This is a genomic window from Acidovorax sp. JMULE5, from assembly GCF_013376875.1.
GTDB lineage: Bacteria > Pseudomonadota > Gammaproteobacteria > Burkholderiales > Burkholderiaceae_C > Acidovorax > Acidovorax facilis.
Window position 1 is genome coordinate 2062702 of sequence record NZ_CP035951.1, and the last position, 25635, is coordinate 2088336.

Here is a 25635-nt window from a genome sequence, read left to right on the forward strand (position 1 = left end):
GGTGACGTGCCAGAGCGTGCGAGAGCGCCCGGGCTAACCGCCCGTCACCGGCGGGAAAAATGCCACCTCGGCCCCATCGGCCAGGGTGGCGGATTCATCGCTCAAGGTCTGGTTGAGCGCCATGCGCACGGCCCGGCCACGCGCGAGGCTGCTGGCATGGGCGCCGCCGCGAGCGATGAGTTCATCGCGCAGCGCACCCAGCGTGGTGGCAGCGGTATCGACCGCCTCGCTGCCTTGCCCAATGGCCTCGCGGATGGAGGCAAAGTAGCGCACGGTGACCGTCATGACAAAAGCTCCGAAAAGGCAATGAACCGCACCGTGTCGCCGGATGTAATCGTCTGGCCCGCCGGGTTGTCCACCACACCATCACCCCAGGCGGCCGAGGTGAGCACGCCCGAACTCTGGTTGTGGAACAGATCCAGCCCACCTGCCGCGTTGTGGCGCACGCGCAGAAACTCGCGGCGTTTATCGGCCTTGGGCCAGGCAAAATCAGCGCGAGCAGCTATGGGTTGAGGAGCAACGTCCACCACACCCTGCAGTCGCAGCACAAACGGGCGCACCAGCAGCGCAAAGGTCAGAAAGCTCGACACCGGGTTGCCGGGCAGGCCCATGAAGTGTGCGGCGCCACCGTCACGCGGGATCTGGCCATAGGCAAACGGCTTGCCGGGCTTCATGGCGATCTGCCACAGGTCGAGCGTGCCCAGCGACTCGACGGCGGGCTTGATGTGGTCTTCCTCGCCCACACTCACGCCGCCGCTGGTGAGGATGAGATCGTGCGCTGCGCTCGCGCTGCGCAGGGCGTCGATGGTGGCGTCGCGCCGGTCGGGCACGATGCCAAAGTCCGTCACCTCGCAACCCAGGCGCAGCAGCATGGCGCGCAGAAAGAAGCGGTTGCTGTTGTAGATGGCACCAGGGCGCATTTGCTCCGGCGGCACCTCGCCGGGCATGACCAGTTCATCGCCCGTGGAGAACAGCGCCACGCGCGGGCGGCGGGCCACCTGCAGTTCGTGCAAGCCGATGCTGGCGGCCAGGCCCAGCTCGGCCGGGGTCAGGCGTGTGCCGGCCGACAGCACCACGGCACCACGGGTGATGTCCTCGCCCGCGCGGCGGATCCACTGGCCCTGTGGGGGCACGGCGTTGATGCGCACTTGGCCCAGGCCGTCGCCCGTGGCGAGGGCTTCGCAGTCTTCCTGCATCAGGATGGCATCCGCCCCCTCGGGCACAGGCGCGCCGGTGAAGATGCGGGCGGCGGTGCCCGGCAAGAGCGGATCACCCGCGCTGCCCGCAGCAATGCGCTGCGAAACAGGCAAGGTGATCGGCAGCGCCACACCCACGGCCGCCACATCGGCGCAGCGCACGGCGTAGCCGTCCATGGAGCTGTTGTCCTGCGGCGGCACCTGCAGGGCCGACACACAGTTTTGCGCCAGCACGCGGCCGTCCGCGTCAAACGTGGTAACCGTTTCGGTCCAAGGCAACGGTGTGGCCTTGGCCAACAGGTCGGCCAGCGCCTTGTCAAGCGGCTTCAGGGGCTTCATTGGGGGGCGCATGGCACCAGGCCTCCGTGCAGTTCCCAGTTGTACTCAAAGCGGTGTTCGTATTGGAGCAGCCAGTCCACCACCTGCGCCGGGCTGTTGAGGTCCAGCAGGGGCAACTGTGTGGGCACAGGCAGGCCCTGCGGTGCATCGGTGGCCACGGCGACCACAAAATCGTCTTCGGGGTAGCGCACGGGCTTGGCCACCTGGCCGGGTTCGGGGGCACGCCAGACCTCGATCTTGAGCAGGTCGCTGTCCTTGAAGCCCTCCACCAGCACCCAGTCCACGCCCTGGTACAGCTCAGCCAGCAGGTGGTGCACGCTGAGCGTGGCGGGCTGCTCGAACTCGCGCACCAGCATCAGGCGCTTGTCCGATGCCGCGACCACCTCGAAGGCCCCTGCCTCGCGGTGGCGGTACGTGTCCTTGCCCGGGTGGTCGATGTCGAAACTATGGTGGGCATGTTTGACCACCGACACGCGCAACCCCCGCAGCCGCAGCTCGGGGATCAACTGCTCGACCAGCGTGGTCTTGCCACTGCCGGAAAAACCGGCAAAACCGACAACCTTCATCCACTGCTCCTTGGTTAGCTATTGTATTTATAGCTGCTAACGCTTACCAGACAAGCGCCAGGGGCATTTTTTGTTCAAACCCAGCATCCTGAGCCGCTCCCGCTCCCGCATCCGCAGCGACAGAGCGGCTGCGGATTGCCCACCCTAGAGGGCGGGCGTGCAGTGGCGCTCGATGTATTGCTTGACCAACTGCACGTTGGCCGGCATCACCTGCACGCGCTTGGGCAGGTCTTCAATGCCCGCGAACTTGGCGGGCCGCTCGGGCGCATGACCCAGGGCTTCGACGATGGTCTCAGCAAACTTGATGGGCAGCGCGGTCTCCAGCACGATCATGGGCACCTTGGGGTCCTGGTGGTGTTCGCGCGCCACCTTCACACCGTCGGCCGTGTGGGTGTCGATGGTGACGCCGTGGCGCTCGAAGTTGTCCTTGATGGTGGCCAGGCGGTCGGCGTGCGTGCTCTTGCCACTTTCAAAACCGTATTTGGTGGCGGCATCGGCAAACAGCGGCTCGGCGCTCAGGTCGAACCTGCCATAGGCAGGCAGCGCTTTGGCAAACAACGCGTTCGTGCGCTGGCCGTTGCGTCCCAGCAGGTCAAAAATGAACCGCTCGAAGTTGCTGGCCTTGCTGATGTCCATCGAGGGGCTTGATGTCTCGTGCGTGTCGGCTGCGGCGCGCACGCGGTAGGCGCCGGTGCGGAAGAACTCGTCGAGCACGTCGTTCTCGTTCGTGGCCACCACCAGCTTGGCAATGGGCAGGCCCATCATGCGCGCCACATGGCCCGCACACACGTTGCCAAAGTTGCCGCTGGGCACCGTGAAGCTGACCTTCTGGTTGTTGGTCTCGGTGGCCTGGATGTAGCCCGCGAAGTAGTACACCACCTGCGCCAGCAGGCGCGCCCAGTTGATGGAGTTGACGGTGCCAATCTTGTACTTGCGCTTGAAGGCCAGGTCGTTGCTGACGGCCTTGACGATGTCCTGGCAGTCGTCGAACACGCCTTCGATGGCGATGTTGTGGATGTTCTCGTCCTGCAGGCTGAACATTTGCGCCTGCTGGAACGCACTCATTCGGCCGTGCGGGCTGGTCATGAAGACGCGTACGCCCTTTTTGCCGCGCATGGCGTACTCGGCCGCGCTGCCAGTGTCGCCGCTGGTGGCGCCCAGGATGTTGAGTTCTTCACCGCGGCGGTTCAGTTCGTATTCGAACAGGTTGCCCAGCAATTGCATCGCCATGTCTTTGAAGGCCAGCGTGGGGCCGTTGGACAGGGCTTCGAGCCACAGGCCGTCTTCGAGGTGGCGCAGGGGCACGATCTCGCCCGTGCCAAACACCTCGGCGGTGTACGTCTTGGCGCACAGGGCCTTCAGATCAGCGGCGGGGATGTCATCGATGTAGAGCGACAGGATCTGAAACGCCAGCTCGGCGTAGCCTTGCTCGTGGTAAGCCTTGCGCAGCTTTGTCAGCATCGCGTCGCTGACCTGCGGGTAGTGCTCGGGCAGGTACAGGCCGCCATCGGGCGCCAGGCCTTCGAGCAGGATGTCGCAGAAATGCTTGCTGTCGGCGTGGCCGCGTGTGGAGATGTACAGCATCAGTTCAGTTCCTCCTTGCGGATGCGCGTGATGGGCGCCAGCACCGTGGGCAGGGCCTGCATCTGGGCGATCACGGCGTCCATGGTGCCTTCGCGGGTGTCGTGGGTCAGGATGATCAGGTCCGTTTGCGTAGATCCTTCACCACCGACTTCGTCAGCCTCACGCTGCAATACTGCGTCGATGCTCACACCGGCCTCGGCCAACAGGCCGGTGACCTTGGCCAGCACACCGGCCTGGTCGGCCACGCGCAGGCGCAGGTAGTAGCTGGTGACCACTTCGCTCATGGGCAGCACGGGCAGCGTGTCCATGGCATCGGCCAGCGTGTTGGCCTGGAAGGCCAGGTGCGGCACGCGGTGCTCAGGGTCGGCCGTGTGCAGGCGCGCGATATCCACCAGATCGGCAATGACGGCACTGGCGGTCGGCTCGCTGCCCGCGCCCTTGCCGTAGTACAGCGTAGTGCCCACGGCATCGCCCTGCACCACCACGGCGTTCATGGCGCCTTCGACGTTGGCGATCAGGCGCTTGGAGGGCACGAGGCTCGGGTGAACGCGCAGTTCGATGCCCTTGTCCGCGCGCTTCGTGATGCCCAGCAGCTTGATGCGGTAGCCCAGTTGCTCGGCGTACTTGATGTCGGCCGCGCCGAGCTTGGTGATGCCTTCGACATAGGCCTTGTCGAACTGCACCGGGATGCCAAACGCAATGGCACTCATCAGCGTGACCTTGTGCGCGGCGTCCACGCCTTCGATGTCGAAGGTGGGGTCGGCCTCGGCGTAGCCCAGGCGCTGTGCTTCCTTGAGCACCACATCAAAGTCCAGCCCCTTGCTGCGCATCTCGGACAGGATGAAATTGGTGGTGCCGTTGATGATGCCGGCGATCCACTGGATGCGGTTGGCGGTGAGGCCTTCGCGCAGCGCCTTGATGATGGGGATGCCCCCCGCCACGGCCGCCTCAAAGGCCACCATCACGCCCTTGGCCGATGCAGCCGCGAAGATCTCTGTGCCGTGCACGGCCAGCAGCGCCTTGTTGGCGGTGACCACATGCTTGCCAGCGGCGATGGCTTCGAGCACGAGCGCGCGGGCGATGCCATAGCCACCAATCAGCTCGATGACGATGTCGATGTCGGGGTTGGCAATGATGGCGCGGGCGTCGTTGACGACCTGGATGTCAGCACCCACTACCGCTTTGGCGCGCTCCACGTCCAGATCGGCCACCATGGTGATCTCAATGCCACGGCCAGCGCGGCGGCTGATCTCGTCCTGGTTGCGCGCGAGCACGTTGAACACGCCGCTGCCGACGGTGCCGATGCCCAGAAGGCCTACTTGGATGGGTTTCATGGGATTTTTATCAGTCAAAATGGGCTCTGGCGCTTATCCATCAAGCGCTAGCAGCTATGAAAAAATGAGTTTCTGCACCGTTCAACGTGCAAGTTACGCAGCCGCCGCCATTTGCACGCGCTTGCGGTATTGCTCCAGGAAGCGTGCCACGCGGCCAATCGCGTCGCGCAGATCGTCTTCGTGCGGCAGGAACACGATGCGGAAATGGTCCGGCGCCGCCCAGTTGAAGCCTGTGCCCTGCACCAGCATGACCTTGGTCTCCTGCAGCAGCTCCAGGAAGAACTGCTGGTCGTCCTCGATGGGATACACGGCGGGGTCAAGGCGCGGAAACATGTAGAGCGCCGCCTGGGGCTTCACGCAGGTCACGCCCGGAATGGCCGTGATCAGCTCGTACGCCAGATCACGCTGCTTGCGCAGGCGGCCGCCCTCGCCTACCAGTTCATTGATGCTCTGGTAGCCACCCAGCGCCGTCTGCACCGCCCACTGGCCAGGCACGTTGGCGCACAGGCGCATGTTCGAGAGCATGTTCAGGCCCTCGATGTAGTCCTTGGCGGGCTTCTTGTCGCCCGACACCACCATCCAGCCCGCGCGGTAGCCACACGAGCGGTAGCTCTTGGACAGCGAATTGAAGGTGAGTGTGAGCACATCCTCGCTCAGCGAGCCAATGGCCGTGTGCTTGGCGCCGTCGTACAGCACCTTGTCATACACCTCGTCGGCAAAGATGACCAGGCCATGCTCGCGTGCAATGGCGACGATGCCCTTGAGCAATTCGTCCGAATACAGCGCGCCCGTCGGGTTGTTGGGGTTGATGACCACGATGCCCTTGGTGCGGGGCGTGATCTTGGCGCGGATATCCTGAAGGTTGGGCATCCAGCCGTTGGCTTCATCGCACACATAGTGCACGGGCGTGCCGCCCGACAGGCTGGCAGCGGCGGTCCACAGGGGGTAGTCGGGCGAGGGCAGCAGCAACTCGTCGCCGTTGTCCAGCAACGCATTGGTGGCCATCACGATCAGCTCGCTGGCGCCGTTGCCCAGGTAGATGTCGTCCAGCATCACACCCTTGATGCCCTGCTTTTGGGTCTCGTGCATGACGGCCTTGCGCGCCGCAAAGATACCCTTGCTGTCCGAATAACCCGCAGAATTGGGCAGGTTGCGGATCATGTCCAGCTGAATCTCTTCCGGCGCATCAAAACCGAACACCGCCAGGTTGCCGATGTTGAGCTTGATGATCTTGTGGCCGTCTTCCTCCATCTGCTTGGCCGCGTCCATGATGGGCCCCCGGATGTCATAGCAGACGTTGGCGAGCTTGGCGGATTTTTGGACGGTTTTCATGCGCTGACGGTGGTGCAGTGGGGTCAGGTGGCGGCCAGAGCGGCTGGCACCTTGGCGAAACCTATAATTTGACCACAGATCACAAGCGCGCCCGGGCCCTGCGCCGGGCCTACCCGCAGCGCCACCGCCTGCAACCGACGCCAACACCCATGAAATTCCAGCCCGACCGCTCGAACGCACAAACCATCAGCGGCTACGGCCCCGGCTGGATCGGCGTGGATGCCGAGAAGATCACGCACAGCGTCATCATCGGCTCGTCGGGGCTGCGCCAGGCTTGGCCCTGCACGCGCTTTGAAGACCTGACGCCCGAACACTTCGCGCAATTGGCAGCACTGGAGACAGAGCTGGTCATTTTTGGCAGCGGCACACGCAACCGGTTCCCGCCACCAGCGTGGCTGGCGCCGCTCATCGCCCGCCGGCTGGGGCTGGAAACCATGGACACCCCTGCCGCCTGCCGCACGTACAACATCCTTGCCAGTGAAGGGCGCAACGTGGTGGCAGCACTGATTCTGGAAGCCTGAGCTGCAGGCCCGCAACCACCGCGACAAGCTGCAAATCCGGCGCTTGCACCTATGCAAGGCCTTGCCTAAATGCCCGCCACTGCGGGCCGGACACACTGTCTTACATTTGGCCGAAGAGTGAATTCGGGGTAAAATCGCCGGTTGCGGTCGGGGGCACCACCAAGAGCAATAACACACTAGCTCCCCCGGCTTACCAACGACTACATCCTGAGAGATTGAAGTGATATGGCGATCGTTGTCAACAAACCCCTCCCTGAATTTGAAGCCAACGCTACCGGTGGACTCAAGGTCTCCAACACCTCCCACCTTGGCCAAATTCTGGTTCTCTACTTCTATCCCAAGGACAACACGCCTGGCTGCACCACTGAGGCCATGCAGTTTCGCGACAAGTACAAGGACTTCGTGAAGGCAGGCGCTGCCGTTTTCGGCGTGTCCCGCGACAACATGAAGTCGCACGACGAATTCAAGGAAAAGCTGGAACTGCCCTTCGAACTCATCGCCGACACCGAAGAAAAGATGTGCCACATGTTCGGTGTGGTCAAGAACAAGATCATGTACGGCAAGAAGGTCAAGGGCATTGAGCGCAGCACCTTCCTGATCGGCCCCGACGGCCTGCTGGTGCAAGAGTGGCGCGGCCTCAAGGTTCCCGGCCACGTGGACGAGGTCCTGAAAGCCGTCAAATCCATCAAGGCCCTGAAAAAGGCCGCCTGATCTGCACATTGGGGCATCGGCGCGACACCCCGCTTGTTTTGCCCAGGCAAGACATCCGGAGTAGGCATAATGGTTTTATGCCCCTGGTTATCGCAACGTTTGCCCTCCTCCAAAAAGCCGCCTTGGCCTCCAGGCGGCTTTTTGCTTTCTGACCCACCCATTACCCCTTTACCGACCGAGGCCCTGCCACCATGCCCCTGCCCCCCGCCCCCAGCCGGCGCGCTGCACTCCTCGCGCCAGAAGCCTTTGAAGTCGCAGCCCGCCCCCGCGTAGCTACCACCTCGGCCAACGAAGCCGTTGCTACGCCCCAGCGCACCACCACCGCTACAGCCCCCACCCGCGCCGGACGCAAGGCAGACAGCGTGGCCTCGTCGCTGGCAGCGCCTGACACAGCCCCATTGGTCCAGATTGAGACCCGAGCACGTACACCCCAACCCTCCGCCGCCCCCGTGGCCCGAAGCACCGGCACGCGCAAGGCACGCAGCACCGACACACCTGCCGCCGTCACCGCCAGCGCCGCCCCGGCCACCGCGACCACCACACGCACCCGCAAATCCGCACCGCAAGGCCCGACCAAGCTCTTTGTGCTGGACACCAACGTGCTCCTGCATGACCCAACCAGCCTCTTCCGCTTTGAAGAGCACGACATCTTCCTGCCGATGATCGTGCTGGAAGAACTGGACGGCCACAAGAAGGGCATGACCGAAGTGGCCCGCAACGGCCGCCAAGCCAGCCGCACGCTGGATGCCCTGGCTGCCGCTCAGGGCGCCGACATGGCCAAGGGCCTCAAGCTCGACTCCACCGGCCAGCGTGCTGCGGGTGGCCACCTGTTCTTCCAGACGGTGCCACTGGACTACAGCCTGCCCACCAGCCTGCCCCCGGGCAAAGCCGACAACCAGATCCTGGGCGTGGTCGAAGCCCTGCGCAAGCTGCACGCACCGCGCGAAGTGGTGCTGGTCTCCAAAGACATCAACATGCGCGTCAAAGCCCGCGCGCTGGGCCTGACTGCCGAGGACTACCAGAACGACAAGACGCTGGAAGATGGCGACCTGCTCTACGCTGGCGTGCTGGCCCTGCCCCCCGACTTCTGGGCCAAGAGCGGCAAGAACGTGGAAAGCTGGCAAAGCGGCGCCCACACCTATTACCGCATTGGCGGCCCCATCGTGCCGCAGCTGATGATCAATCAGTTCGTGTACTTCGAAGCCCCCGGCGAGCCCAGCCTGTTTGCGCGCGTGAGCGAAATCCGCGAGAAAACAGCAGTGCTGCAGACGCTCAAGGACTACGGTTCGGCCAAAAATGCCGTGTGGGGCGTGACCACGCGCAACCGCGAGCAGAACTACGCCATGAACCTGCTCATGGACCCCGAGATCGACTTCGTGACCCTGACCGGCACGGCCGGCACCGGCAAGACCCTGCTCGCCCTGGCTGCAGGCCTGACCCAGGTGCTGGACGATCGCCGCTACACCGAGATCATCATGACCCGCGCCACGGTGAGCGTGGGCGAGGACATCGGATTCCTGCCCGGCACCGAAGAAGAAAAGATGGGCCCCTGGATGGGCGCGCTGGACGACAACCTGGAGTTCCTGGCCAAGGGCGACGGCGGCAACGCGGGCGAGTGGGGCCGCGCTGCCACCAACGAGCTGATCCGCAGCCGCATCAAGATCAAGAGCATGAACTTCATGCGCGGGCGCACCTTCCTGAACAAGTACGTGATCATCGATGAGGCGCAGAACCTGACGCCCAAGCAAATGAAGACGCTGATCACGCGCGCAGGCCCCGGCACCAAGATCATCTGCATGGGCAACCTCGCGCAGATCGACACGCCGTACCTGACCGAAGGGTCATCCGGGCTTACCTACGCCGTGGACCGTTTCAAGGGCTGGCCGCACAGCGGGCACATCACGCTGGCGCGCGGCGAACGCTCGCGCTTGGCAGATTTCGCCAGCGAGGTGCTCTGAGTTGGCTGCAGGCTGGGTTGCAGCACTGAAGCTGGTGCCCTGGGGCGACGTCATCGAGGCAACGCCCCAGATTCTCCAGGCGGCCAAGAAGCTGCTGGGCACCACCCGAAAAGGGAACGCTGAAGCTGCTGCGGGAGCACTCGAAGGCGCTGGGGGCGAACCCGACATTCCCGTGGCCTTGCAGCTGGAACATCTGCGCGACCGGGTGGCAATGCTGGAGCAGGAGCAACAGGAATCCGCCGTGCTGATCCAGTCACTGGCCGAACAGAATGCCCAGGTGGTGCAGGCGGTAGAAGTGCTGCGCCAACGCCAGCAACGGCTCACTGTGGCTGTGGGTGTTCTTGCAGTGGGATGTGCAGGTTTGCTGGTGTGGGTACTGCGACCGTAACGGAACTCCGACCAACACCATCTACCTCGGTCAAAAACTCCTAATTTGATAGCTACTTGCGCTTACCCAATAAGCGATAGTGGCTATTTTTATTAGAAATCGTCGCCCGAACCCATGGCCAGGTTCTCGAAGCGCGTCTGGTTCTTCTGGAAGAACAGCTTCACGGTACCCGTGGGGCCGTTCCGCTGCTTGCCGATGATGACCTCGGCCACGTTGGGCTCCTTGGAGTCCTTGTTGTAGTAGTCGTCGCGGTAGATGAACATGATGATGTCGGCATCCTGCTCGATAGCGCCCGACTCGCGCAGGTCGGACATCATGGGGCGCTTGTCGGTGCGCTGCTCCACCGAGCGGTTGAGCTGAGACAGCGCGATCACCGGGCACTGCAGTTCCTTGGCCAGCATCTTGAGGCCCCGGGAAATTTCACCAAGCTCGGTCGCCCGGTTGTCCGAACTGGCCGCCGAACCAGAGCCGCTCATCAGCTGCAAATAGTCGACCACGATCAGGCCCAGCTTGCCGCACTGGCGCGCCAGGCGCCGCGCGTTGGCGCGCAATTCGCCGGGCGTGAGGCCGGGGGTCTCATCAATGTGCAGCGAGACGGTGCGCAGTTTTTCAATCGCCTCGGTCAGGCGCGGCCACTCGTCATCGGTGAGCTTGCCGGTGCGCAGATTGCCCTGGTTCACCCGGCCAATCGAACCCACGATACGCACCGCCAGCTGGGCGGCGCCCATTTCCATCGAGAAGATGGCGACCGGCAGGCCCTCATTGAGCGCCACGTGCTCGGCAATGTTCACAGCGAACGAGGTCTTGCCCATGGAGGGGCGCGCTGCCAGCACCACCATGTCGCCCGCCTGCAGACCCGAGGTCATGCGGTCCAGGTCCGCAAAGCCTGTGGGCACACCCGTCACATCCACAGGGTTGTCCGCCATCTCCTGCACGCGGTCGAGCAGGTCGATCACCAGCGTATCCAGCGACTGGAAACCCTGCTTAGTGCGCGAGCCTTCCTCGCCAATGGCAAAAATCTTGGACTCGGCCTCGTCCAGAATCCGTTCGACCGTCTTGCCTTGCGGGTTGAACGCATTGGTGGAAATTTCGTCGCTGGCCGTGACCAGCTTGCGCAGGATGGCACGCTCGCGCACGATTTCCGCATAGCGGCGGATGTTGCTGGCGCTGGGCACGTATTGCGCCAGATTGTTCAGATAGGCCAGCCCACCCATCTCTTGCACCTTGCCCTGGTTCTGCAGGTGCTCGAACACGGTGATCACGTCGGCCGGCTTGCTGGCGTTGATCAGTGCGCCGATGGCCGAGTAGATCATCTGGTGCTCATGGCGGTAGAAATGGCTTTCTACCAGCAGGTCGCCCACGCGGTCCCAGGCGTTGTTGTCCAGCAGCAGGCCCCCCAGCACACTGGACTCTGCCTCGATGGAGTGCGGCGGCACGCGCAACTGGGCGATTTCGCGGTCGGGCACCGGCGTGAAGCCATCGTCAAGGGACGGGAAAACAGCAGACATGAAATCCTCGGAGCTAACCCGGCATGCTAGCGCCCATGTGGCGCGCCGTCATGGCACAAGTCTGTGGATAAAGTTGGGGCAACCAGTGGGCAACCGTGTACAAACCACAGCCGCACAAAAAACAAAAGCCGCCCGAAGGCGGCTTTGCGTGAAACACCGAAGTGAATCTCAGGCGGTTTCGCCGTAAACCGACACGGTCACGTCCACCACCACATCGGTGTGCAGAGCCACGCTGACAGTGCTTTCGCTCACGACCTTGATCGGGCCGTTGGGCAGGCGAACTTGTGCCTTGGCAATCTTGTAGCCTTGCTTGCTCAGCTCTTCGGCGATGTCGTGGTTGGTCACGGAACCAAACAGACGACCGTCCACGCCAGCCTTTTGCGTCAGCTTGACGGTGGTGCCAGCCAGCTTTTCGCCTTGGGCTTGGGCTTCTGCCAGCTTGGCAGCTGCGGCCTTTTCGAGTTCAGCGCGCTTGGCTTCGAACTCTGCCTTGGCGGCTTCCGTGGCGCGGCGGGCACGGCCAGCGGGGATCAGGAAGTTGCGGGCGTAGCCGTCTTTGACCTTGACGATTTCACCGAGGTTGCCGAGGTTCACAACCTTGTCGAGCAGGATGATTTGCATGGGTTGTGCTCCTTAGATCTTGTGCTGGTCGCTGTAAGGCACCAGGGCCAGGAAGCGCGCGCGCTTGATGGCGGTGTTCAGCTGACGCTGGAAGATGGCGCGCGTGCCGGTCAGGCGTGCGGGGATGATCTTGCCGTTTTCGGCGATGAAGTCGCGCAGCGTGTCGACATCCTTGTAGTCGATTTCTTCAACACCGGTCACCGTGAAGCGGCAAAAGCGCTTGCGCTTGAACAGCAGGGACTGGGTGTTGCGCTTTGGGCGCTTGTCTTTGTTGAACTTCTTGAACGTGGCCATTGCGGACCCCTTGGAAAATTAATTTTGTTGAATATCCTGGATGTGCAGCACTGCGGTCTTGCCATTGCGCGGGTTGGCCAGAAATCCATGGAAAGTCCAGAGACTTCCGATGTTCTGCCGTGCCAGTCGCTCGGCCATCGCTCCAAAGGCAATGGCTTTCATGGCAGCCTTGACTTCGCGGGGGTGGCCTGCCTCGGTTTGCTGGGACTCGTGTTCGAGGCGCAGCGTAAGGGCAGGCAATCCGGCGGGCGTGTAGCGCAGGGGTTCAGCCTCTGCGATACAGGCGGTCAAAGCGACGCGGTTCTCCACTCCAACGGGCTAGATCAGCGCTCGGCGCGATCTGGGCGCTCGCCACGCTCGCCGCCAGCAGCTGCATATTCAGCTTGGCTGGCCTTGCGGGCTTCTTCGCGCTCGACAGTCTTCATCATGGAAGATGGGCCCGTGTCGGCCTTCTTCTTCTGAACCGTCAGGTGGCGCAGCACGGCGTCGTTGAACTTGAAGGCGTGCTCCAGTTCAGCCATCACGGCCTGGTCGGCTTCGATGTTCACGCACAGGTAATGGGCCTTGGCCAGCTTGTTGATCAGGTACGCCAGTTGACGGCGGCCCCAGTCTTCCACGCGGTGCACCTTGCCACCGCCAGCGGTGATCATGCCCTTGTAGCGCTCCAGCATGGCGGGAACTTGTTCGCTTTGATCCGGATGGATCAACAAAATGATTTCGTAATGACGCATGCATACTCCTTTTGGGTAAGACCACCCACTGCGTCTTGAAGTGGTGTGGCAAGGGAAAGCCTGCGATTATAGCCCGGCCTGCGTCGCTTGTACACTCAGTGCTTCGCCGCCCCTGTGCAGGCGTACAAAAAGATGCCATAGATGCGTCCAGCCCCTTGCAAAACCAGTGGCTGGGCCGACATGTAATACAACAAACCGCGATGCATACGGGGCCCGAGAGACCATACCCCTGGTGCAGACCTTGATTTGTGGTGTCACGCCCCCAGATCCCGCGCGTACCGTTCATTTACTTCCAGACCAAGACATGTCCGACACCAGCCAAACCACCCCCGCACAGAGCGCCCCCGCCCCCGAAGAAGTCGAAGCCGCCATGGCTGCCCACGCCTCTGACGAGCTGGCACGCCTGCAGGGCGAGTTGGCCGAGCTCAAGGCCAAAAGCGCTGATCTGGCCGACCAGTTCCTGCGCGCCAAGGCCGAGGCCGAAAACGCCCGCCGCCGCGCCGAAGACGAGGTTTCCAAAGCCCGCAAATTCGGTATCGAGAGTTTTGCCGAGAGCCTGCTGCCCGTGGCCGACAGCCTGGATGCCGCCCTGGCCATCAAGGAAGCTACGCCCCAGCAGCTGCGCGAAGGCGCCGACGCCACCCTGCGCCAGCTGACGTCGGCACTGGAGCGCAACAAGGTGATTGCCATCAACCCGGCCGCTGGCGCCAAGTTCGATCCGCACCAGCACCAGGCCATCAGCGTGGTGCCTGCCGAGCAGGAAGCCAACACCGTGGTGGCTGTGCTGCAAAAGGGCTATGTGATCGCCGAGCGTGTGCTGCGTCCGGCCCTGGTCACCGTGACGGCTCCCAAGTAAGCCTCAAAAAAATCGACCCGGAAGACTTGAACCACACCAAGTTATCCACAAGTTACTAGCCATCCAAACCATTCAAGCATTCGGAGAAAAATCATGGGAAGAATCATCGGCATTGACCTGGGTACGACCAACAGCTGCGTCTCCATCATGGAGGGCAACACGACCCGCGTGATCGAAAACAGCGAAGGAGCACGCACCACGCCCTCCATCGTGGCCTACCAGGAAGACGGCGAGATCCTCGTCGGTGCCTCGGCCAAGCGCCAGGCCGTGACCAACCCCAAGAACACGCTGTACGCCGTCAAGCGCCTGATCGGCCGCAAGTTCACCGAAAAAGAAGTGCAAAAGGACATCGACCTGATGCCCTACAAGATCGTGGCCGCCGACAACGGCGACGCATGGATCGAAGTGCGCGGCAACAAGCTGTCGGCCCAGCAAGTGTCTGCCGACATCCTGCGCAAGATGAAGAAGACGGCTGAAGACTACCTGGGCGAGCCCGTGACGGAAGCCGTCATCACCGTGCCCGCGTACTTCAACGACGCACAGCGCCAGGCCACCAAGGACGCTGGCCGCATTGCGGGCCTGGACGTCAAGCGCATCATCAACGAGCCTACCGCCGCGGCCCTGGCCTTCGGCCTGGACAAGCAGGAAAAGGGCGACCGCAAGATCGCGGTGTATGACCTGGGTGGCGGCACGTTCGACGTGTCCATCATCGAAATCGCCGACGTGGACGGCGAAAAGCAGTTCGAAGTGCTGTCGACCAACGGCGACACCTTCCTGGGCGGCGAAGACTTCGACCAGCGCATCATCGACTTCATCATTGACGAGTTCAAGAAGGAGTCGGGCGTCAACCTCAAGAATGACGTGCTGGCCCTGCAGCGCCTGAAGGAAGCGGCCGAGAAAGCCAAGATCGAACTGTCGAACTCGGCCTCGACAGACATCAACCTGCCCTACATCACGGCAGACGCATCGGGCCCCAAGCACCTGAACATCAAGCTGACCCGCGCCAAGCTGGAACAACTGGTGGAAGAGCTGATCGAGCGCACCATCGCTCCTTGCCGCATGGCCATCAAGGACGCTGGCGTGTCGGTGTCTGACATCCATGACGTGATCCTGGTCGGCGGCATGACCCGGATGCCCAAGGTGCAGGAAAAGGTCAAGGAATTCTTCGGCAAGGACCCCCGCAAGGACGTGAACCCTGACGAAGCCGTGGCCGTGGGCGCCGCCATCCAGGGCCAGGTGCTGTCGGGTGACCGCAAGGACGTGCTGCTGCTGGACGTGACGCCCCTGTCGCTGGGTATCGAAACCCTGGGCGGTGTCATGACCAAGATGATCACGAAGAACACGACCATCCCGACGAAGTTCGCACAGACCTTCTCGACGGCTGATGACAACCAGCCTGCCGTGACCATCAAGGTCTACCAGGGCGAGCGCGAAATGGCTACCGGCAACAAGCTGCTGGGCGAGTTCAACCTGGAAGGCATTCCACCTGCGTCCCGCGGTGTTCCGCAGATCGAAGTGTCGTTTGACATCGACGCCAACGGCATCTTGCACGTGGGCGCCAAGGACAAGGGCACGGGCAAGGAAAACAAGATCACCATCAAGGCCAACTCGGGCCTGTCGGAAGAAGAAATCCAGCAGATGGTGAAGGATGCCGAGCTGAACGCGGCCGACGACAAGAAGAAGCTGGAGCTGGTGCAAGCCCGCAACCAGGGTGAAGCCGCCGTGCACAGCGTGAACAAGAGCCTGGCCGAACACGGCGACAAGCTCGACGCAGGCGAAAAGGACGCGATCACTGCTGCAGTCAAGGCACTGGAAGAAGCCTTGAAGGGCGAAGACAAGGCCGCGATTGAAGAAAAGACCACGGCGCTGATGGCTGCCAGCCAGAAGCTGGGCGAAAAGATGTACGCAGAGTCCCAGGCAGCGCAAGCTGCTCAGGCAGCCGGGGGTGCAGAGGCCGCAGGCGCATCGGCTGGTGGTGCGTCAGCCAAGCCCGCAGACGACGACAACGTCGTCGATGCCGAGGTGAAGGAAGTCAAGAAGGGCTGAGCACGCCCCCGTTGACCCCAGCCGCCGCGCGGGGCCCTTGACGGGGCTTGCGCGGCGTTCCTGTTCCAACCGGGCTCAGAATGACCATGTCCAAAAGAGACTTTTACGAAATCCTGGGCGTTCCCAAGAACGCCTCGGACGAAGAAATCAAGAAGGCCTATCGCAAGCTGGCGATGAAGCACCACCCTGACCGCAACCAGGGTGACGCAGCCAAGCCTGCCGAAGAGAAGTTCAAGGAGGCCAAAGAGGCCTACGAGATGCTCTCCGACCCGCAAAAACGTGCGGCCTACGACCAGTACGGCCACGCCGGGGTAGACCCCAACATGCGCGGCCCCGGCGGCGCGGGGGCGGAGGGGTTTGGTGGTTTTGCCGAGGCCTTTGGCGACATCTTCGGCGACATGTTTGGCCAGCAGGGCGGGCGTGGGCGCGGTGCCGGCGGCCGACAGGTGTACCGGGGCAGCGACCTCAGCTACGCCATGGAGATCACGCTGGAAGAAGCCGCGCGCGGCAAGGATGCGCAGATCCGCATCCCCTCGTGGGAGAGCTGCGACACCTGCCACGGCAGCGGTGCCAAGCCCGGCACCAGTGCCAAGACGTGTGGCACCTGCCAGGGCGCAGGCACGGTGCAGATGCGCCAGGGCTTCTTCAGCGTGCAGCAGACCTGCCCGCATTGCCGGGGCACGGGCAAGATCATCCCCGAGCCGTGCACGACCTGTCATGGCCAGGGCAAGCTCAAGAAGCAAAAGACGCTGGAAGTGAAGATCCCTGCGGGCATCGACGACGGCATGCGCATCCGCTCCACCGGCAACGGCGAGCCGGGCACCAACGGCGGCCCACCGGGTGACCTGTACATCGAGATCCGCCTGAAGAAACACGACATCTTCGAGCGCGATGGCGACGACCTGCACTGCCAAGTGCCCGTGAGCTTCATCACGGCTGCGTTGGGCGGAGAGATCGAGGTGCCCACGCTCGCGGGCAAGGCAGCGATCGACATTCCTGAAGGCACCCAGGCCGGCAAGCAGTTCCGCCTGCGTGGCAAGGGCATCAAGGGCGTGCGCGCCAGCTATCCGGGCGACCTGTACTGCCACATCGCCGTAGAGACCCCCGTGAAGCTCACCGAGCACCAGCGCAAGCTGCTGCGCGAACTGGAAGATTCGCTCAAGAAGGGCGGCGCCCGCCACTCGCCCAGTGGCGAGAGCTGGACGGACCGGCTGAAGAACTTCTTCAGCTGACCGCGCACCGGCATCCCATCGAAAACCGCTTGTGGCCTTTTGGCCCAGGCGGTTTTTTCTTGACGCAGGGCAAGAAACTCCCGAAGGCCCGTGCGATGCACGCACAGCGCAGTAGGATGGGTCTCATCAATGATCACCCGGGAGCTTGGGCACATGAACGTCAACATCACCTTCCTGGGCGGCTCCGGCACGGTCACCGGCTCCAAGTACCTGGTGCGTTACAACGGCAAGAGCCTCCTGGTCGATTGCGGCCTGTTCCAAGGTTACAAGCAACTGCGCCTGCGCAACTGGCAGCCCCTGCCCGTCACGCCGCACCAGATCGACGCCGTGGTGCTGACCCATGCCCACCTGGATCACAGCGGCTACCTGCCGCTGCTGGCGCGCGACGGCTACACCCACGCCATCCACTGCACACCGGGCACACGCGACCTGTGCACCATTCTGCTACCCGATAGCGGGCACCTGCAGGAAGAAGACGCGGCCTTTCTCAACCGCCACCAGCTCAGCAGCCACAGCCCCGCCCTGCCCCTGTACACCCGGCTCGACGCGCTGCATTGCCTCAAGCAGTTCCAGATCCACCCATTTCACAAGGCGTTTGAGCCCCTGCCCGGCTGGCGCGTGACGTTTTCGCCCGCAGGCCACATCCTCGGCGCAGCCAGCGTGCTGCTGGAGGTGGGAGGCCGACGCATTCTTTTCTCGGGCGACCTGGGCCGGCCCGATGACCTGCTCATGAACCCGCCCGACGCACCACCCCAGGCTGACACGGTGCTCATCGAATCCACCTACGGCGACCGCGAACACCCACCCGAAGGCTTGCTCGACGAACTGGGCCCCGCCCTGCAGCGTCTGGCAGCGCGTGGCGGCATTGCCGTGGTGCCGGTGTTTGCCGTGGGGCGCGCGCAGGTGGTGCTGCACGCCATCGGCCTGCTCAAGGCGCAGGGCGTGGTGCCCGCCTCCCTCAAGGTGTTTCTGGACAGCCCCATGGCCGTCAGCACCACGGGGCTGTTCCAGCATCACATGCAGGAACACCGCCTGAGCGGCCGCGAGGTGCAGGCACTGGAGCATGGCGCCACCATGGTCCAGACGCCCGAGCAATCCAAGGGGCTGGCCAAGCTTCATGGGCCCATGGTCATCCTGTCGGCCAGCGGCATGGCCACCGGGGGGCGCGTGCTGCACCACCTGGCACTGCACGCGGGCGACCACCGCAACATGATCATCCTGACCGGCCACCAAGCCCCAGGCACCCGTGGTGCGCGGCTGGCAGAGGGCGAAAAAACCATCCGCATCCACGGACAGGACGTGGCGGTGCGCGCCGAGGTGGTGCGGCTGTCCTCTGCGTCAGCCCATGCCGATGGCAACCAGCTCATCGCCTGGCTTCGCAGCATGGGCCACGCGCCGGACCAGGTGTATGTGGTGCACGGCGAAATGAGCGCCTCGGACCTGCTGCGCCAGCGCATTGAGCATGAGTTGCGCTGGCGTGCCGCTGTGCCAGAACACGGCAGCACCTGCACCGCCTGAGCCACGTTAGCTTTCTGGGCCTCAGCGGTTCTACCCTCGCGCAGAAGGGCAGTGCCGCCATCGCGTATCGCGATGTCAAAGCGGCAATAATGGGGAGAAAATAGGCAACCTTCTCATTTCGAGAAGTTAAAACCCCATGAAAAGCTCCGAGCGCAGTTTTGCGCGCCGTATCGACCTGACCTCGCTGCAACTGTTTGTGGCGGTGTGCGAGCTCGGCAGCATTGGCCGCGCGGCTGAGCGCGAATTCATTGCCGCATCGGCCGTCAGCAAGCGCCTGTCGGACCTGGAAACGGCCGTGGACACCGCCCTGCTCTACCGCCACAGCCGGGGCGTCACGCTCACACCCGCAGGCGAGAGCCTGCTGCACCATGCGCGCACCGTGCTGTTTGGCCTCGAACGCATGCAGGGCGAGTTGAGCGAATACGCAGACGGCGTGCGCGGCCATGTCCGCATGCACGCCAACATCTCGGCCATCTTCCAGTTCCTGCCCGAAGACCTGGGCGCCTTCGCGCGCGAGCACAGCCAGATCAAGATCGACCTGCAGGAGCACCTCTCCAGCGACGTGCTGCATGCCGTGCAGGAGGGCGCCGCCGACTTGGGCATCTGCAACATCGGCATGGCCAGTGGCAACGGTGCCCTGGAATTGCAAAGCCGCCCTTACCGCGCCGACAATCTGGTGCTCGTTGTACCCCTGGCGCACGACCTGTCTGCGCTGGACGCTATCAATTTTGAAGAAGTTCTGGACTGGGACATCGTGGGCCTGCATGCCAACAGCAGCATCAGCCTGGCCATGCGCGCCGCCGCCGCCGCCGCCGGGCGCCCGCTGCGACAGCGCATCCAGGTCACAGGGCTCGATGCCATGTGCCGCATGATCGACAACGGCCTGGGCGTGGGCCTGCTGCCCGACCGGGCGTTTGCGCTGATGCGCGGCGTGGGCAACCTGCAAGCCATCCCGCTGACCGATGCCTGGGCCCACCGCGAGCTGCGCGTGGTGGCTCGCGACTTCGACGCCCTGCCCGTCACGGCCCGTTTGCTGGTGGAACACCTGTCACCCCGGCCAGACCCCGACACTAAAATCCAATCACCCACCTGAAAAGCAGAAAGAAAGCCACGCCATGGGACGCACCCTGTACGACAAGATCTGGGACGAGCATGTCGTCCACACCGAAGAGGACGGCACCTCCATCCTCTACATCGACCGCCATCTGGTACACGAGGTGACCAGCCCCCAGGCGTTTGAAGGCCTGCGCGAGGCGGGCCGCAAGGTCTGGCGCATGAGCTCCATCGTGGCCACTGCCGACCACAACACGCCGACCACCGGCTGGGAAAACGGCTACGACGGCATCACCGACCCGATCAGCAAAGAGCAGATCACCACGCTGAACGACAACATGGCGCAGATCTCGCCCGCTGCGTTCTTCCCCTTCATGCACAAGCGCCAGGGCATCGTGCACGTGATCGGCCCCGAAAACGGCGCCACCCTGCCCGGCATGACGGTGGTGTGCGGCGACAGCCACACCAGCACGCACGGTGCATTCGGCGCATTGGCCCACGGCATCGGCACCTCCGAGGTCGAGCACGTGATGGCCACACAGACGCTGCTGGCCAAGAAGGCCAAGAACATGCTGGTGCAGGTGGACGGCACGCTCGCCAAGGGCGTGACGCCCAAGGACGTGGTGCTGGCCATCATCGGCAAGATCGGCACGGCCGGCGGCACCGGCTACACCATCGAATTTGCAGGCTCCGTCTTCCGCGCGATGAGCATGGAAGGCCGCATGACCGTGTGCAACATGGCCATCGAAGGCGGCGCGCGCGCTGGCCTGGTGGCGGTGGACGACAAGACCATTGAATACGTCAGGGGCCGCCCCCTGTCGCCCACGGGCGTCGAATGGGACCAGGCCGTGGCGTACTGGAAGACGCTGCACTCCGATGCCGACGCGAAGTTCGACACCGTGGTGAAGCTCGACGCCTCCGAAATCGTGCCGCAAGTCACCTGGGGCACCTCGCCCGAGATGGTGCTGGGCGTGGATGCCCGCGTGCCGGACCCCGACAAGGAAAAGGATGCCAACAAGCGCGGCGCCATCGAGCGCGCCTTGACCTACATGGGCCTGCAGCCCGGCAAGGCGATCAACGACATCACCATCGACAAGGTGTTCATCGGCAGCTGCACCAACAGCCGCATCGAAGACATGCGCGAAGCCGCTGCTGTGGTGAAGAACCTCGGCCGCAAGGTGGCCAGCAACGTGAAGCTGGCCATGGTGGTGCCCGGCTCGGGCCTCGTCAAAGAGCAGGCCGAGCGCGAAGGCCTGGACAAGATTTTTGTGGCCGCAGGCTTTGAGTGGCGCGAGCCCGGCTGCAGCATGTGCCTGGCCATGAACGCCGACCGCCTGGAGCCGGGCGAGCGCTGCGCATCCACCAGCAACCGCAACTTCGAAGGCCGCCAGGGCGCTGGTGGCCGCACCCATCTCGTCAGCCCCGCCATGGCAGCAGCCGCTGCCGTGCACGGTCATTTTGTGGACATTCGCCAATTCGCCTGAAGGAGCCCGCCATGAAGAAAATCGCCGCCATCCTCATCGCACTGTCTGCCGCCTTGCTGCTGGGCGGGTGCAACACCGTCAAGGGCGTAGGCCAGGACGTTCAACGGGCAGGGGGCGCACTCGAACGCGCCGCCAACAAGTAACAAGGCACCCATGCAGAAATTCACCTTACTCAAGGGCCTGGTGGCCCCGATGGACCGCGAGAACGTCGATACCGACGCGATCATCCCCAAGCAGTTTCTGAAGTCGATCAAGAAGACCGGCTTTGGCGTGAACCTGTTTGACGAATGGCGCTACCTGGACCACGGCGAGCCGGGCCAGGACCCGGCCAGCCGCAAGCCCAACCCCGACTTCGTGCTGAACCAGCCGCGCTATGCAGGCGCCTCCATCCTGCTGGCACGCAAGAACTTCGGCTGCGGCTCCAGCCGCGAACACGCGCCCTGGGCACTGGACCAGTTCGGCTTTCGCGCCGTGATCGCGCCGAGTTTTGCCGACATCTTCTTCAACAACTGCTTCAAGAACGGCCTGCTGCCTATCGTGCTGCCCGAGGCAACGGTGGCCCAGCTGTTCGATGAAGTGCACGCCTTCCCCGGCTACCAACTCACCATCGACCTGGAGCGCCAGGTCATCGTGCGTCCTCAGGGCGAAGAGATTCCGTTCGAGGTGCAGGCCTTCCGCAAGTACTGCCTGCTCAACGGCTTCGACGACATCGGCCTGACCCTGCGCCAGTCCGACAAGATCAAGGCGTTTGAAGCGCAGCGCCTGGCGACCAAGCCCTGGCTGGCGCACACCATGGTGTCGTAAGACACCACAGGCATCAAAAATATCATTTAAATTGGCCTCTAGCGCTTTATCCATAAGCAGTAGTAGCTATCAAAATCAAAGCAAATTCAATGAAAATCGCAGTTCTGCCGGGTGACGGCATCGGTACCGAAATCGTCTCCGAAGCCGTGAAGGTTCTGGAAGCCCTGGACCTGAAGTTCGAGATGGAATCTGCCCTGGTCGGCGGCGCCGCCTACGAGGCCCACGGCCACCCGCTGCCCGAATCCACCCTGAAGCTCGCCAAGGAAGCCGACGCCATCCTGTTCGGCGCTGTGGGCGACTGGAAGTACGACAAGCTCGACCGCCCCCTGCGCCCCGAGCAGGCCATCCTGGGCCTGCGCAAGAACCTGGGCCTGTTCGCCAACTTCCGCCCCGCCATCTGCTACGAGCAACTGGTGGGCGCATCGAGCCTCAAGCCCGAGCTGATCGCGGGCCTCGATATCCTCATCATCCGCGAGCTGACGGGCGACATCTACTTTGGCCAGCCGCGTGGTCGCCGCGTGGCCACCGATGGCCACTTCCCCGGTGCCGAGGAAGCCTTTGACACCATGCGCTACAGCCGCCCCGAGATCGAGCGCATCGCCCACGTCGCCTTCCAGGCTGCCCGCAAGCGCAACAAGAAGGTCACCAGCGTGGACAAGGCCAACGTGCTCGAAACCTTCCAGTTCTGGAAGGATGTGGTCACCGACGTGCACAAGGAATACCCCGACGTCGAGCTGCAGCACATGTACGTGGACAACGCCGCCATGCAGCTGGTCAAGGCCCCCAAGGCGTTTGACGTGGTGGTCACGGGCAACATGTTCGGCGACATCCTGTCGGACGAAGCCTCCATGCTCACCGGCTCCATCGGCATGTTGCCCTCGGCCAGCCTGAACAGCAGCAACCAGGGCCTGTACGAACCCAGCCACGGCAGTGCGCCCGACATCGCCGGCAAGGGCGTGGCCAACCCGCTGGCCACCATCCTCTCGGCCGCGATGATGCTGCGCTTCAGCCTGAACCAGGAAGCCGCCGCCCAGCGCATCGAAGCCGCCGTGCAAAAGGTGCTGGCCCAGGGCCTGCGCACGCCCGACATCTACAGCGAAGGCACCACCAAGGTGGGCACGGCCCAGATGGGTGATGCGGTGGTCAAGGCGCTGGCCGCCTGAACCCTGCCGCTCAGCGGTCACGAAAAAGCGCCGGTCTTCCGGCGCTTTTTTGTTGTGGAGTCCAAATAGCGCCTACAGCCAGGCGTTGTCGATGAACTCCATGATGGAGTAGCGCCGGTCCTCCAGCAGCCGCTCGCGCACGGCCGCCACGATCTGTGCGACGCCCGCGGCATACGGGGCGTCGCCATAGACACGGGTTTCCAGCTTCACGCTACAGGCACCATCCTCAATCAAAACCTCGTGGTACGCATGGCGAGCAAGATGCTCTTGGGGGATCTGCAGCACGCGCTGTTGGACTGCGGCATCGCGCACGGAACGGATCTCGTCCTGTGCAAGGCCCAGCGCCTGCGCCATGCTGACGGCCGTGCCCGGCACCGACGACTTCTGAGCCTGGTGCGACTCGGTCAGCCCGATGCGATAGCCACGGAACAAATGCCCACTGCGATCCAGCATGGCCATGAACTTGAGCATGAGAAGGTTGGTGTTGGGACACAGGACCACGGGAAAACCTACAACCAGGTGTTCCAGCGCTGATCCCGTGGACAGCTCTACCAGCGCAGAGCACGTGGATTCACAGAACGCGCTCACCGCTTGCAGCTCTCGGCCCGAGCCTGCATGCACCACCACCGATTTTTCTGCAGGCAACCCCTCGGCGGCCCAGGGCACAACCTGGCCAGCGTCCCCAGAGGGCAGCGCCCCCAAAAGCTCCCTGGCCAGCTTGCCAGACCCGACAACGATGACTTGCATTTTTCTACTCTCGATGAATCACAGACAAAGCGATAGGCAGGACTGTAGTGCGGTGCAGACCACGGGCGGGGGTTCTCCCCCAAGTCATTGGCTTTTTCTACCGTCTATCCCGCCGATCGCTCCCCAGAGATGCCTGTTGGAACAACGGCACAGAGCCCAAAGCCCGCATCCGCTACAATCTTCGCCTATGTTTGCCGCCCACACGTTCGCCCTGAACATTGCACCCGCCGCCACGGCCGGTGTGGCTGCGCGCGCAACCATCACCAAAACCACGACCATTAAGGGCTGACTCAGCCTGGTTCGTCGTGCGCCCCTCCTGGCCAGACGAGCCAGGCGAGCAGTCCGGTCTGGCACTGTTTCTTACTTAGAAAGGGCGTTGAAATGAGCAAGTTGGTAGGGTTGGTCGGCTGGCGCGGCATGGTCGGCTCGGTCCTGATGGACCGTATGGAACAAGAGAAGGACTTCGATCTGATCGAACCCATGTTCTTCTCCACCTCGAACGCAGGCGGAAAGGCCCCTGCCCAAGCCAAGAACGAGACTGCACTGCAGGATGCGTTCAACATTGAGGCTCTCAAGCGCTGCGAAATCATCATCACCGCCCAGGGCGGTGACTACACGTCCGAAGTGTTTCCCAAGCTGCGCGCCGCAGGCTGGAACGGCCACTGGATCGATGCCGCCTCCACCCTGCGCATGGACAAGGACGCTGTGATCATTCTCGATCCGGTCAACATGCCCGTCATCAAGAACGCCCTGGCCAACGGCGGCAAGAACTGGATCGGCGGCAATTGCACCGTGAGCTGCATGCTAATGGGCGTGGGCGCTTTGTACAAGGCAGGCCTGGTGGAATGGATGAGCACCCAGACCTACCAGGCAGCATCCGGCGGCGGCGCGCAGCACATGCGCGAGCTGCTCACGCAGTACGGCACGCTGAACGCCGAAGTGCGCGCACTGCTCGACGATCCCAAGAGCGCCATCCTGGAAATCGACCGCAAGGTGATCGCCAAGCAGCGCAGCCTGTCAGCCGCTGAAACCGCCAACTTCGGCGTACCGCTGGGTGGCTCGCTGATCCCCTGGATCGACAAGGACCTGGGCAACGGCATGTCCAAGGAAGAGTGGAAGGGCATGGCCGAGACCAACAAGATCCTGGGTATGGGCGAGGGCTTTAACGCCTCCGCCATTCCCGTCGATGGTTTCTGCGTGCGCGTGGGCGCCATGCGCTGCCACAGCCAGGCACTGACTTTCAAGCTCAAGAAGGATGTGCCCGTGGCCGACCTCGAAGCCATGATCGCCGCCGACAACCAGTGGGTGGAGGTGGTGCCCAACACGCGTGAAGCCACCATCCAGGACCTGACCCCCGTGGCGGTGACCGGCACCATGAACATCCCCGTGGGCCGCATCCGCAAGCTGGCCATGGGCCCCGAATATGTGGGCGCCTTCACCATTGGCGATCAGCTGCTCTGGGGCGCTGCCGAGCCCCTGCGCCGCATGCTGCGCATCTTGCTCGACGCCTAAGCCGGCAATCCCCAAAAGCGCGCACTGCCCTCGCCGTGCGCGCTTTTTTACGCCCGGCACCTTGACACACTCAGTTACGCCACGTTGGCAATTGGCAACATTTGAATGCCCCAATCTGGTGCGTCTGAACCTCGCTC

The 25635-nt window shown here is 63.3% G+C and carries 26 protein-coding genes; 14 read left to right on the plus strand and 12 right to left on the minus strand.

Annotated elements, in window-relative coordinates; genetic code table 11:
* Window positions 1–33: 33 nt before the first annotated feature.
* The 6 genes from moaD to EXV95_RS09275 all read right to left on the minus strand — a co-directional run bounded on the left by moaD (window position 34) and on the right by EXV95_RS09275 (window position 6351).
* Entirely contained in the window at window positions 34–285 is a 252-nt protein-coding gene (gene moaD, locus EXV95_RS09250) for a molybdopterin converting factor subunit 1 (RefSeq protein ID WP_055393166.1), read from the minus strand.
* Entirely contained in the window at window positions 282–1535 is a 1254-nt protein-coding gene (gene glp, locus EXV95_RS09255) for a gephyrin-like molybdotransferase Glp (RefSeq protein WP_370460238.1), read from the minus strand. Before glp ends, moaD begins: the two co-directional genes overlap by 4 nt.
* The gene (mobB, locus tag EXV95_RS09260; RefSeq protein WP_176886603.1) at window positions 1532–2101 is read right to left on the minus strand and encodes a molybdopterin-guanine dinucleotide biosynthesis protein B; all 570 of its coding nucleotides are present in this window, start codon (window positions 2099–2101) and stop codon (window positions 1532–1534) included. Before mobB ends, glp begins: the two co-directional genes overlap by 4 nt.
* 144 nt (window positions 2102–2245) lie before the next feature.
* Window positions 2246–3685, minus strand: a complete 1440-nt coding sequence (gene thrC / locus EXV95_RS09265; RefSeq protein ID WP_176886604.1) for a threonine synthase — start codon at window positions 3683–3685, stop codon at window positions 2246–2248.
* Window positions 3685–5019 (minus strand): homoserine dehydrogenase, encoded by a 1335-nt coding sequence (locus EXV95_RS09270; RefSeq protein ID WP_121420735.1) that lies wholly within the window; start codon window positions 5017–5019, stop codon window positions 3685–3687. Before EXV95_RS09270 ends, thrC begins: the two co-directional genes overlap by 1 nt.
* Window positions 5020–5112: 93 nt before the next feature.
* Window positions 5113–6351 (minus strand): pyridoxal phosphate-dependent aminotransferase, encoded by a 1239-nt coding sequence (locus EXV95_RS09275; RefSeq protein WP_121420736.1) that lies wholly within the window; start codon window positions 6349–6351, stop codon window positions 5113–5115.
* 149 nt (window positions 6352–6500) lie between these two features.
* Between EXV95_RS09275 and EXV95_RS09280 the strand changes: the two genes are divergently transcribed.
* The 4 genes from EXV95_RS09280 to EXV95_RS09295 all read left to right on the plus strand — a co-directional run bounded on the left by EXV95_RS09280 (window position 6501) and on the right by EXV95_RS09295 (window position 9929).
* A complete protein-coding gene (locus EXV95_RS09280) occupies window positions 6501–6872 on the plus strand; it encodes an Mth938-like domain-containing protein (protein WP_055393291.1) in 372 nt (123 codons plus the stop codon).
* A gap of 225 nt (window positions 6873–7097) precedes the next feature.
* Window positions 7098–7583, plus strand: a complete 486-nt coding sequence (locus EXV95_RS09285; protein WP_055393154.1) for a peroxiredoxin — start codon at window positions 7098–7100, stop codon at window positions 7581–7583.
* 191 nt (window positions 7584–7774) lie between these two features.
* Window positions 7775–9541, plus strand: coding sequence for a PhoH family protein (locus tag EXV95_RS09290; protein ID WP_176886605.1), 1767 nt, complete (start codon window positions 7775–7777; stop codon window positions 9539–9541).
* 1 nt (window position 9542) lies between these two features.
* On the plus strand, window positions 9543–9929 hold the full coding sequence (locus EXV95_RS09295) for a hypothetical protein (RefSeq protein WP_176886606.1): 387 nt from the start codon (window positions 9543–9545) through the stop codon (window positions 9927–9929).
* A gap of 92 nt (window positions 9930–10021) precedes the next feature.
* On the opposite strand, the gene dnaB is transcribed toward EXV95_RS09295, so the two are convergent.
* The 5 genes from dnaB to rpsF form a co-directional block, all read right to left on the minus strand.
* Window positions 10022–11437: a replicative DNA helicase gene (dnaB, locus tag EXV95_RS09300; RefSeq protein WP_176886607.1), complete on the minus strand. Its 1416-nt coding sequence runs from the start codon at window positions 11435–11437 to the stop codon at window positions 10022–10024.
* Window positions 11438–11605: 168 nt separating this feature from the next.
* The gene (gene rplI / locus EXV95_RS09305; protein ID WP_176886608.1) at window positions 11606–12058 is read right to left on the minus strand and encodes a 50S ribosomal protein L9; all 453 of its coding nucleotides are present in this window, start codon (window positions 12056–12058) and stop codon (window positions 11606–11608) included.
* Between the two features lie 12 nt (window positions 12059–12070).
* Window positions 12071–12352 (minus strand): 30S ribosomal protein S18, encoded by a 282-nt coding sequence (rpsR, locus tag EXV95_RS09310; protein ID WP_005795932.1) that lies wholly within the window; start codon window positions 12350–12352, stop codon window positions 12071–12073.
* An 18-nt stretch (window positions 12353–12370) separates the two neighbouring features.
* Window positions 12371–12661, minus strand: coding sequence for a primosomal replication protein N (priB, locus tag EXV95_RS09315; RefSeq protein WP_121420739.1), 291 nt, complete (start codon window positions 12659–12661; stop codon window positions 12371–12373).
* 14 nt (window positions 12662–12675) lie between these two features.
* Window positions 12676–13083, minus strand: a complete 408-nt coding sequence (gene rpsF, locus EXV95_RS09320; protein WP_055399389.1) for a 30S ribosomal protein S6 — start codon at window positions 13081–13083, stop codon at window positions 12676–12678.
* Between the two features lie 304 nt (window positions 13084–13387).
* Here rpsF and grpE point away from each other — a divergent pair, with 304 nt between their 5' ends.
* The 9 genes from grpE (at window position 13388) to leuB (ending at window position 23239) form a co-directional block, all read left to right on the plus strand.
* Complete coding sequence (grpE, locus tag EXV95_RS09325; RefSeq protein WP_121420740.1) at window positions 13388–13939, plus strand: nucleotide exchange factor GrpE; 552 nt, start codon at window positions 13388–13390, stop codon at window positions 13937–13939.
* A 93-nt stretch (window positions 13940–14032) separates the two neighbouring features.
* Window positions 14033–15985 carry a molecular chaperone DnaK gene (gene dnaK, locus EXV95_RS09330; protein WP_176886609.1) on the plus strand — a complete coding sequence of 651 codons (1953 nt, stop codon included), beginning with the start codon at window positions 14033–14035 and terminating at the stop codon, window positions 15983–15985.
* 86 nt (window positions 15986–16071) lie between these two features.
* On the plus strand, window positions 16072–17217 hold the full coding sequence (dnaJ, locus tag EXV95_RS09335) for a molecular chaperone DnaJ (RefSeq protein WP_055399485.1): 1146 nt from the start codon (window positions 16072–16074) through the stop codon (window positions 17215–17217).
* A 153-nt stretch (window positions 17218–17370) separates the two neighbouring features.
* Window positions 17371–18735 carry an MBL fold metallo-hydrolase gene (locus EXV95_RS09340; protein ID WP_176886610.1) on the plus strand — a complete coding sequence of 455 codons (1365 nt, stop codon included), beginning with the start codon at window positions 17371–17373 and terminating at the stop codon, window positions 18733–18735.
* 136 nt (window positions 18736–18871) lie between these two features.
* On the plus strand, window positions 18872–19828 hold the full coding sequence (locus EXV95_RS09345; protein ID WP_176886611.1) for a LysR family transcriptional regulator: 957 nt from the start codon (window positions 18872–18874) through the stop codon (window positions 19826–19828).
* Window positions 19829–19850: 22 nt separating this feature from the next.
* Window positions 19851–21272 (plus strand): 3-isopropylmalate dehydratase large subunit, encoded by a 1422-nt coding sequence (gene leuC, locus EXV95_RS09350; protein WP_121420744.1) that lies wholly within the window; start codon window positions 19851–19853, stop codon window positions 21270–21272.
* An 11-nt stretch (window positions 21273–21283) separates the two neighbouring features.
* Entirely contained in the window at window positions 21284–21415 is a 132-nt protein-coding gene (locus tag EXV95_RS09355) for an entericidin A/B family lipoprotein (protein ID WP_055399399.1), read from the plus strand.
* Between the two features lie 10 nt (window positions 21416–21425).
* Window positions 21426–22076 carry a 3-isopropylmalate dehydratase small subunit gene (leuD, locus tag EXV95_RS09360; protein WP_121420745.1) on the plus strand — a complete coding sequence of 217 codons (651 nt, stop codon included), beginning with the start codon at window positions 21426–21428 and terminating at the stop codon, window positions 22074–22076.
* 89 nt (window positions 22077–22165) lie between these two features.
* Entirely contained in the window at window positions 22166–23239 is a 1074-nt protein-coding gene (leuB, locus tag EXV95_RS09365) for a 3-isopropylmalate dehydrogenase (RefSeq protein ID WP_176886612.1), read from the plus strand.
* 72 nt (window positions 23240–23311) lie between these two features.
* On the opposite strand, the gene EXV95_RS09370 is transcribed toward leuB, so the two are convergent.
* On the minus strand, window positions 23312–23986 hold the full coding sequence (locus EXV95_RS09370; RefSeq protein ID WP_176886613.1) for a dihydrodipicolinate reductase C-terminal domain-containing protein: 675 nt from the start codon (window positions 23984–23986) through the stop codon (window positions 23312–23314).
* 381 nt (window positions 23987–24367) lie between these two features.
* Between EXV95_RS09370 and asd the strand changes: the two genes are divergently transcribed.
* The gene (asd, locus tag EXV95_RS09375; RefSeq protein WP_176886614.1) at window positions 24368–25498 is read left to right on the plus strand and encodes an aspartate-semialdehyde dehydrogenase; all 1131 of its coding nucleotides are present in this window, start codon (window positions 24368–24370) and stop codon (window positions 25496–25498) included.
* Window positions 25499–25635: the final 137 nt, after the last annotated feature.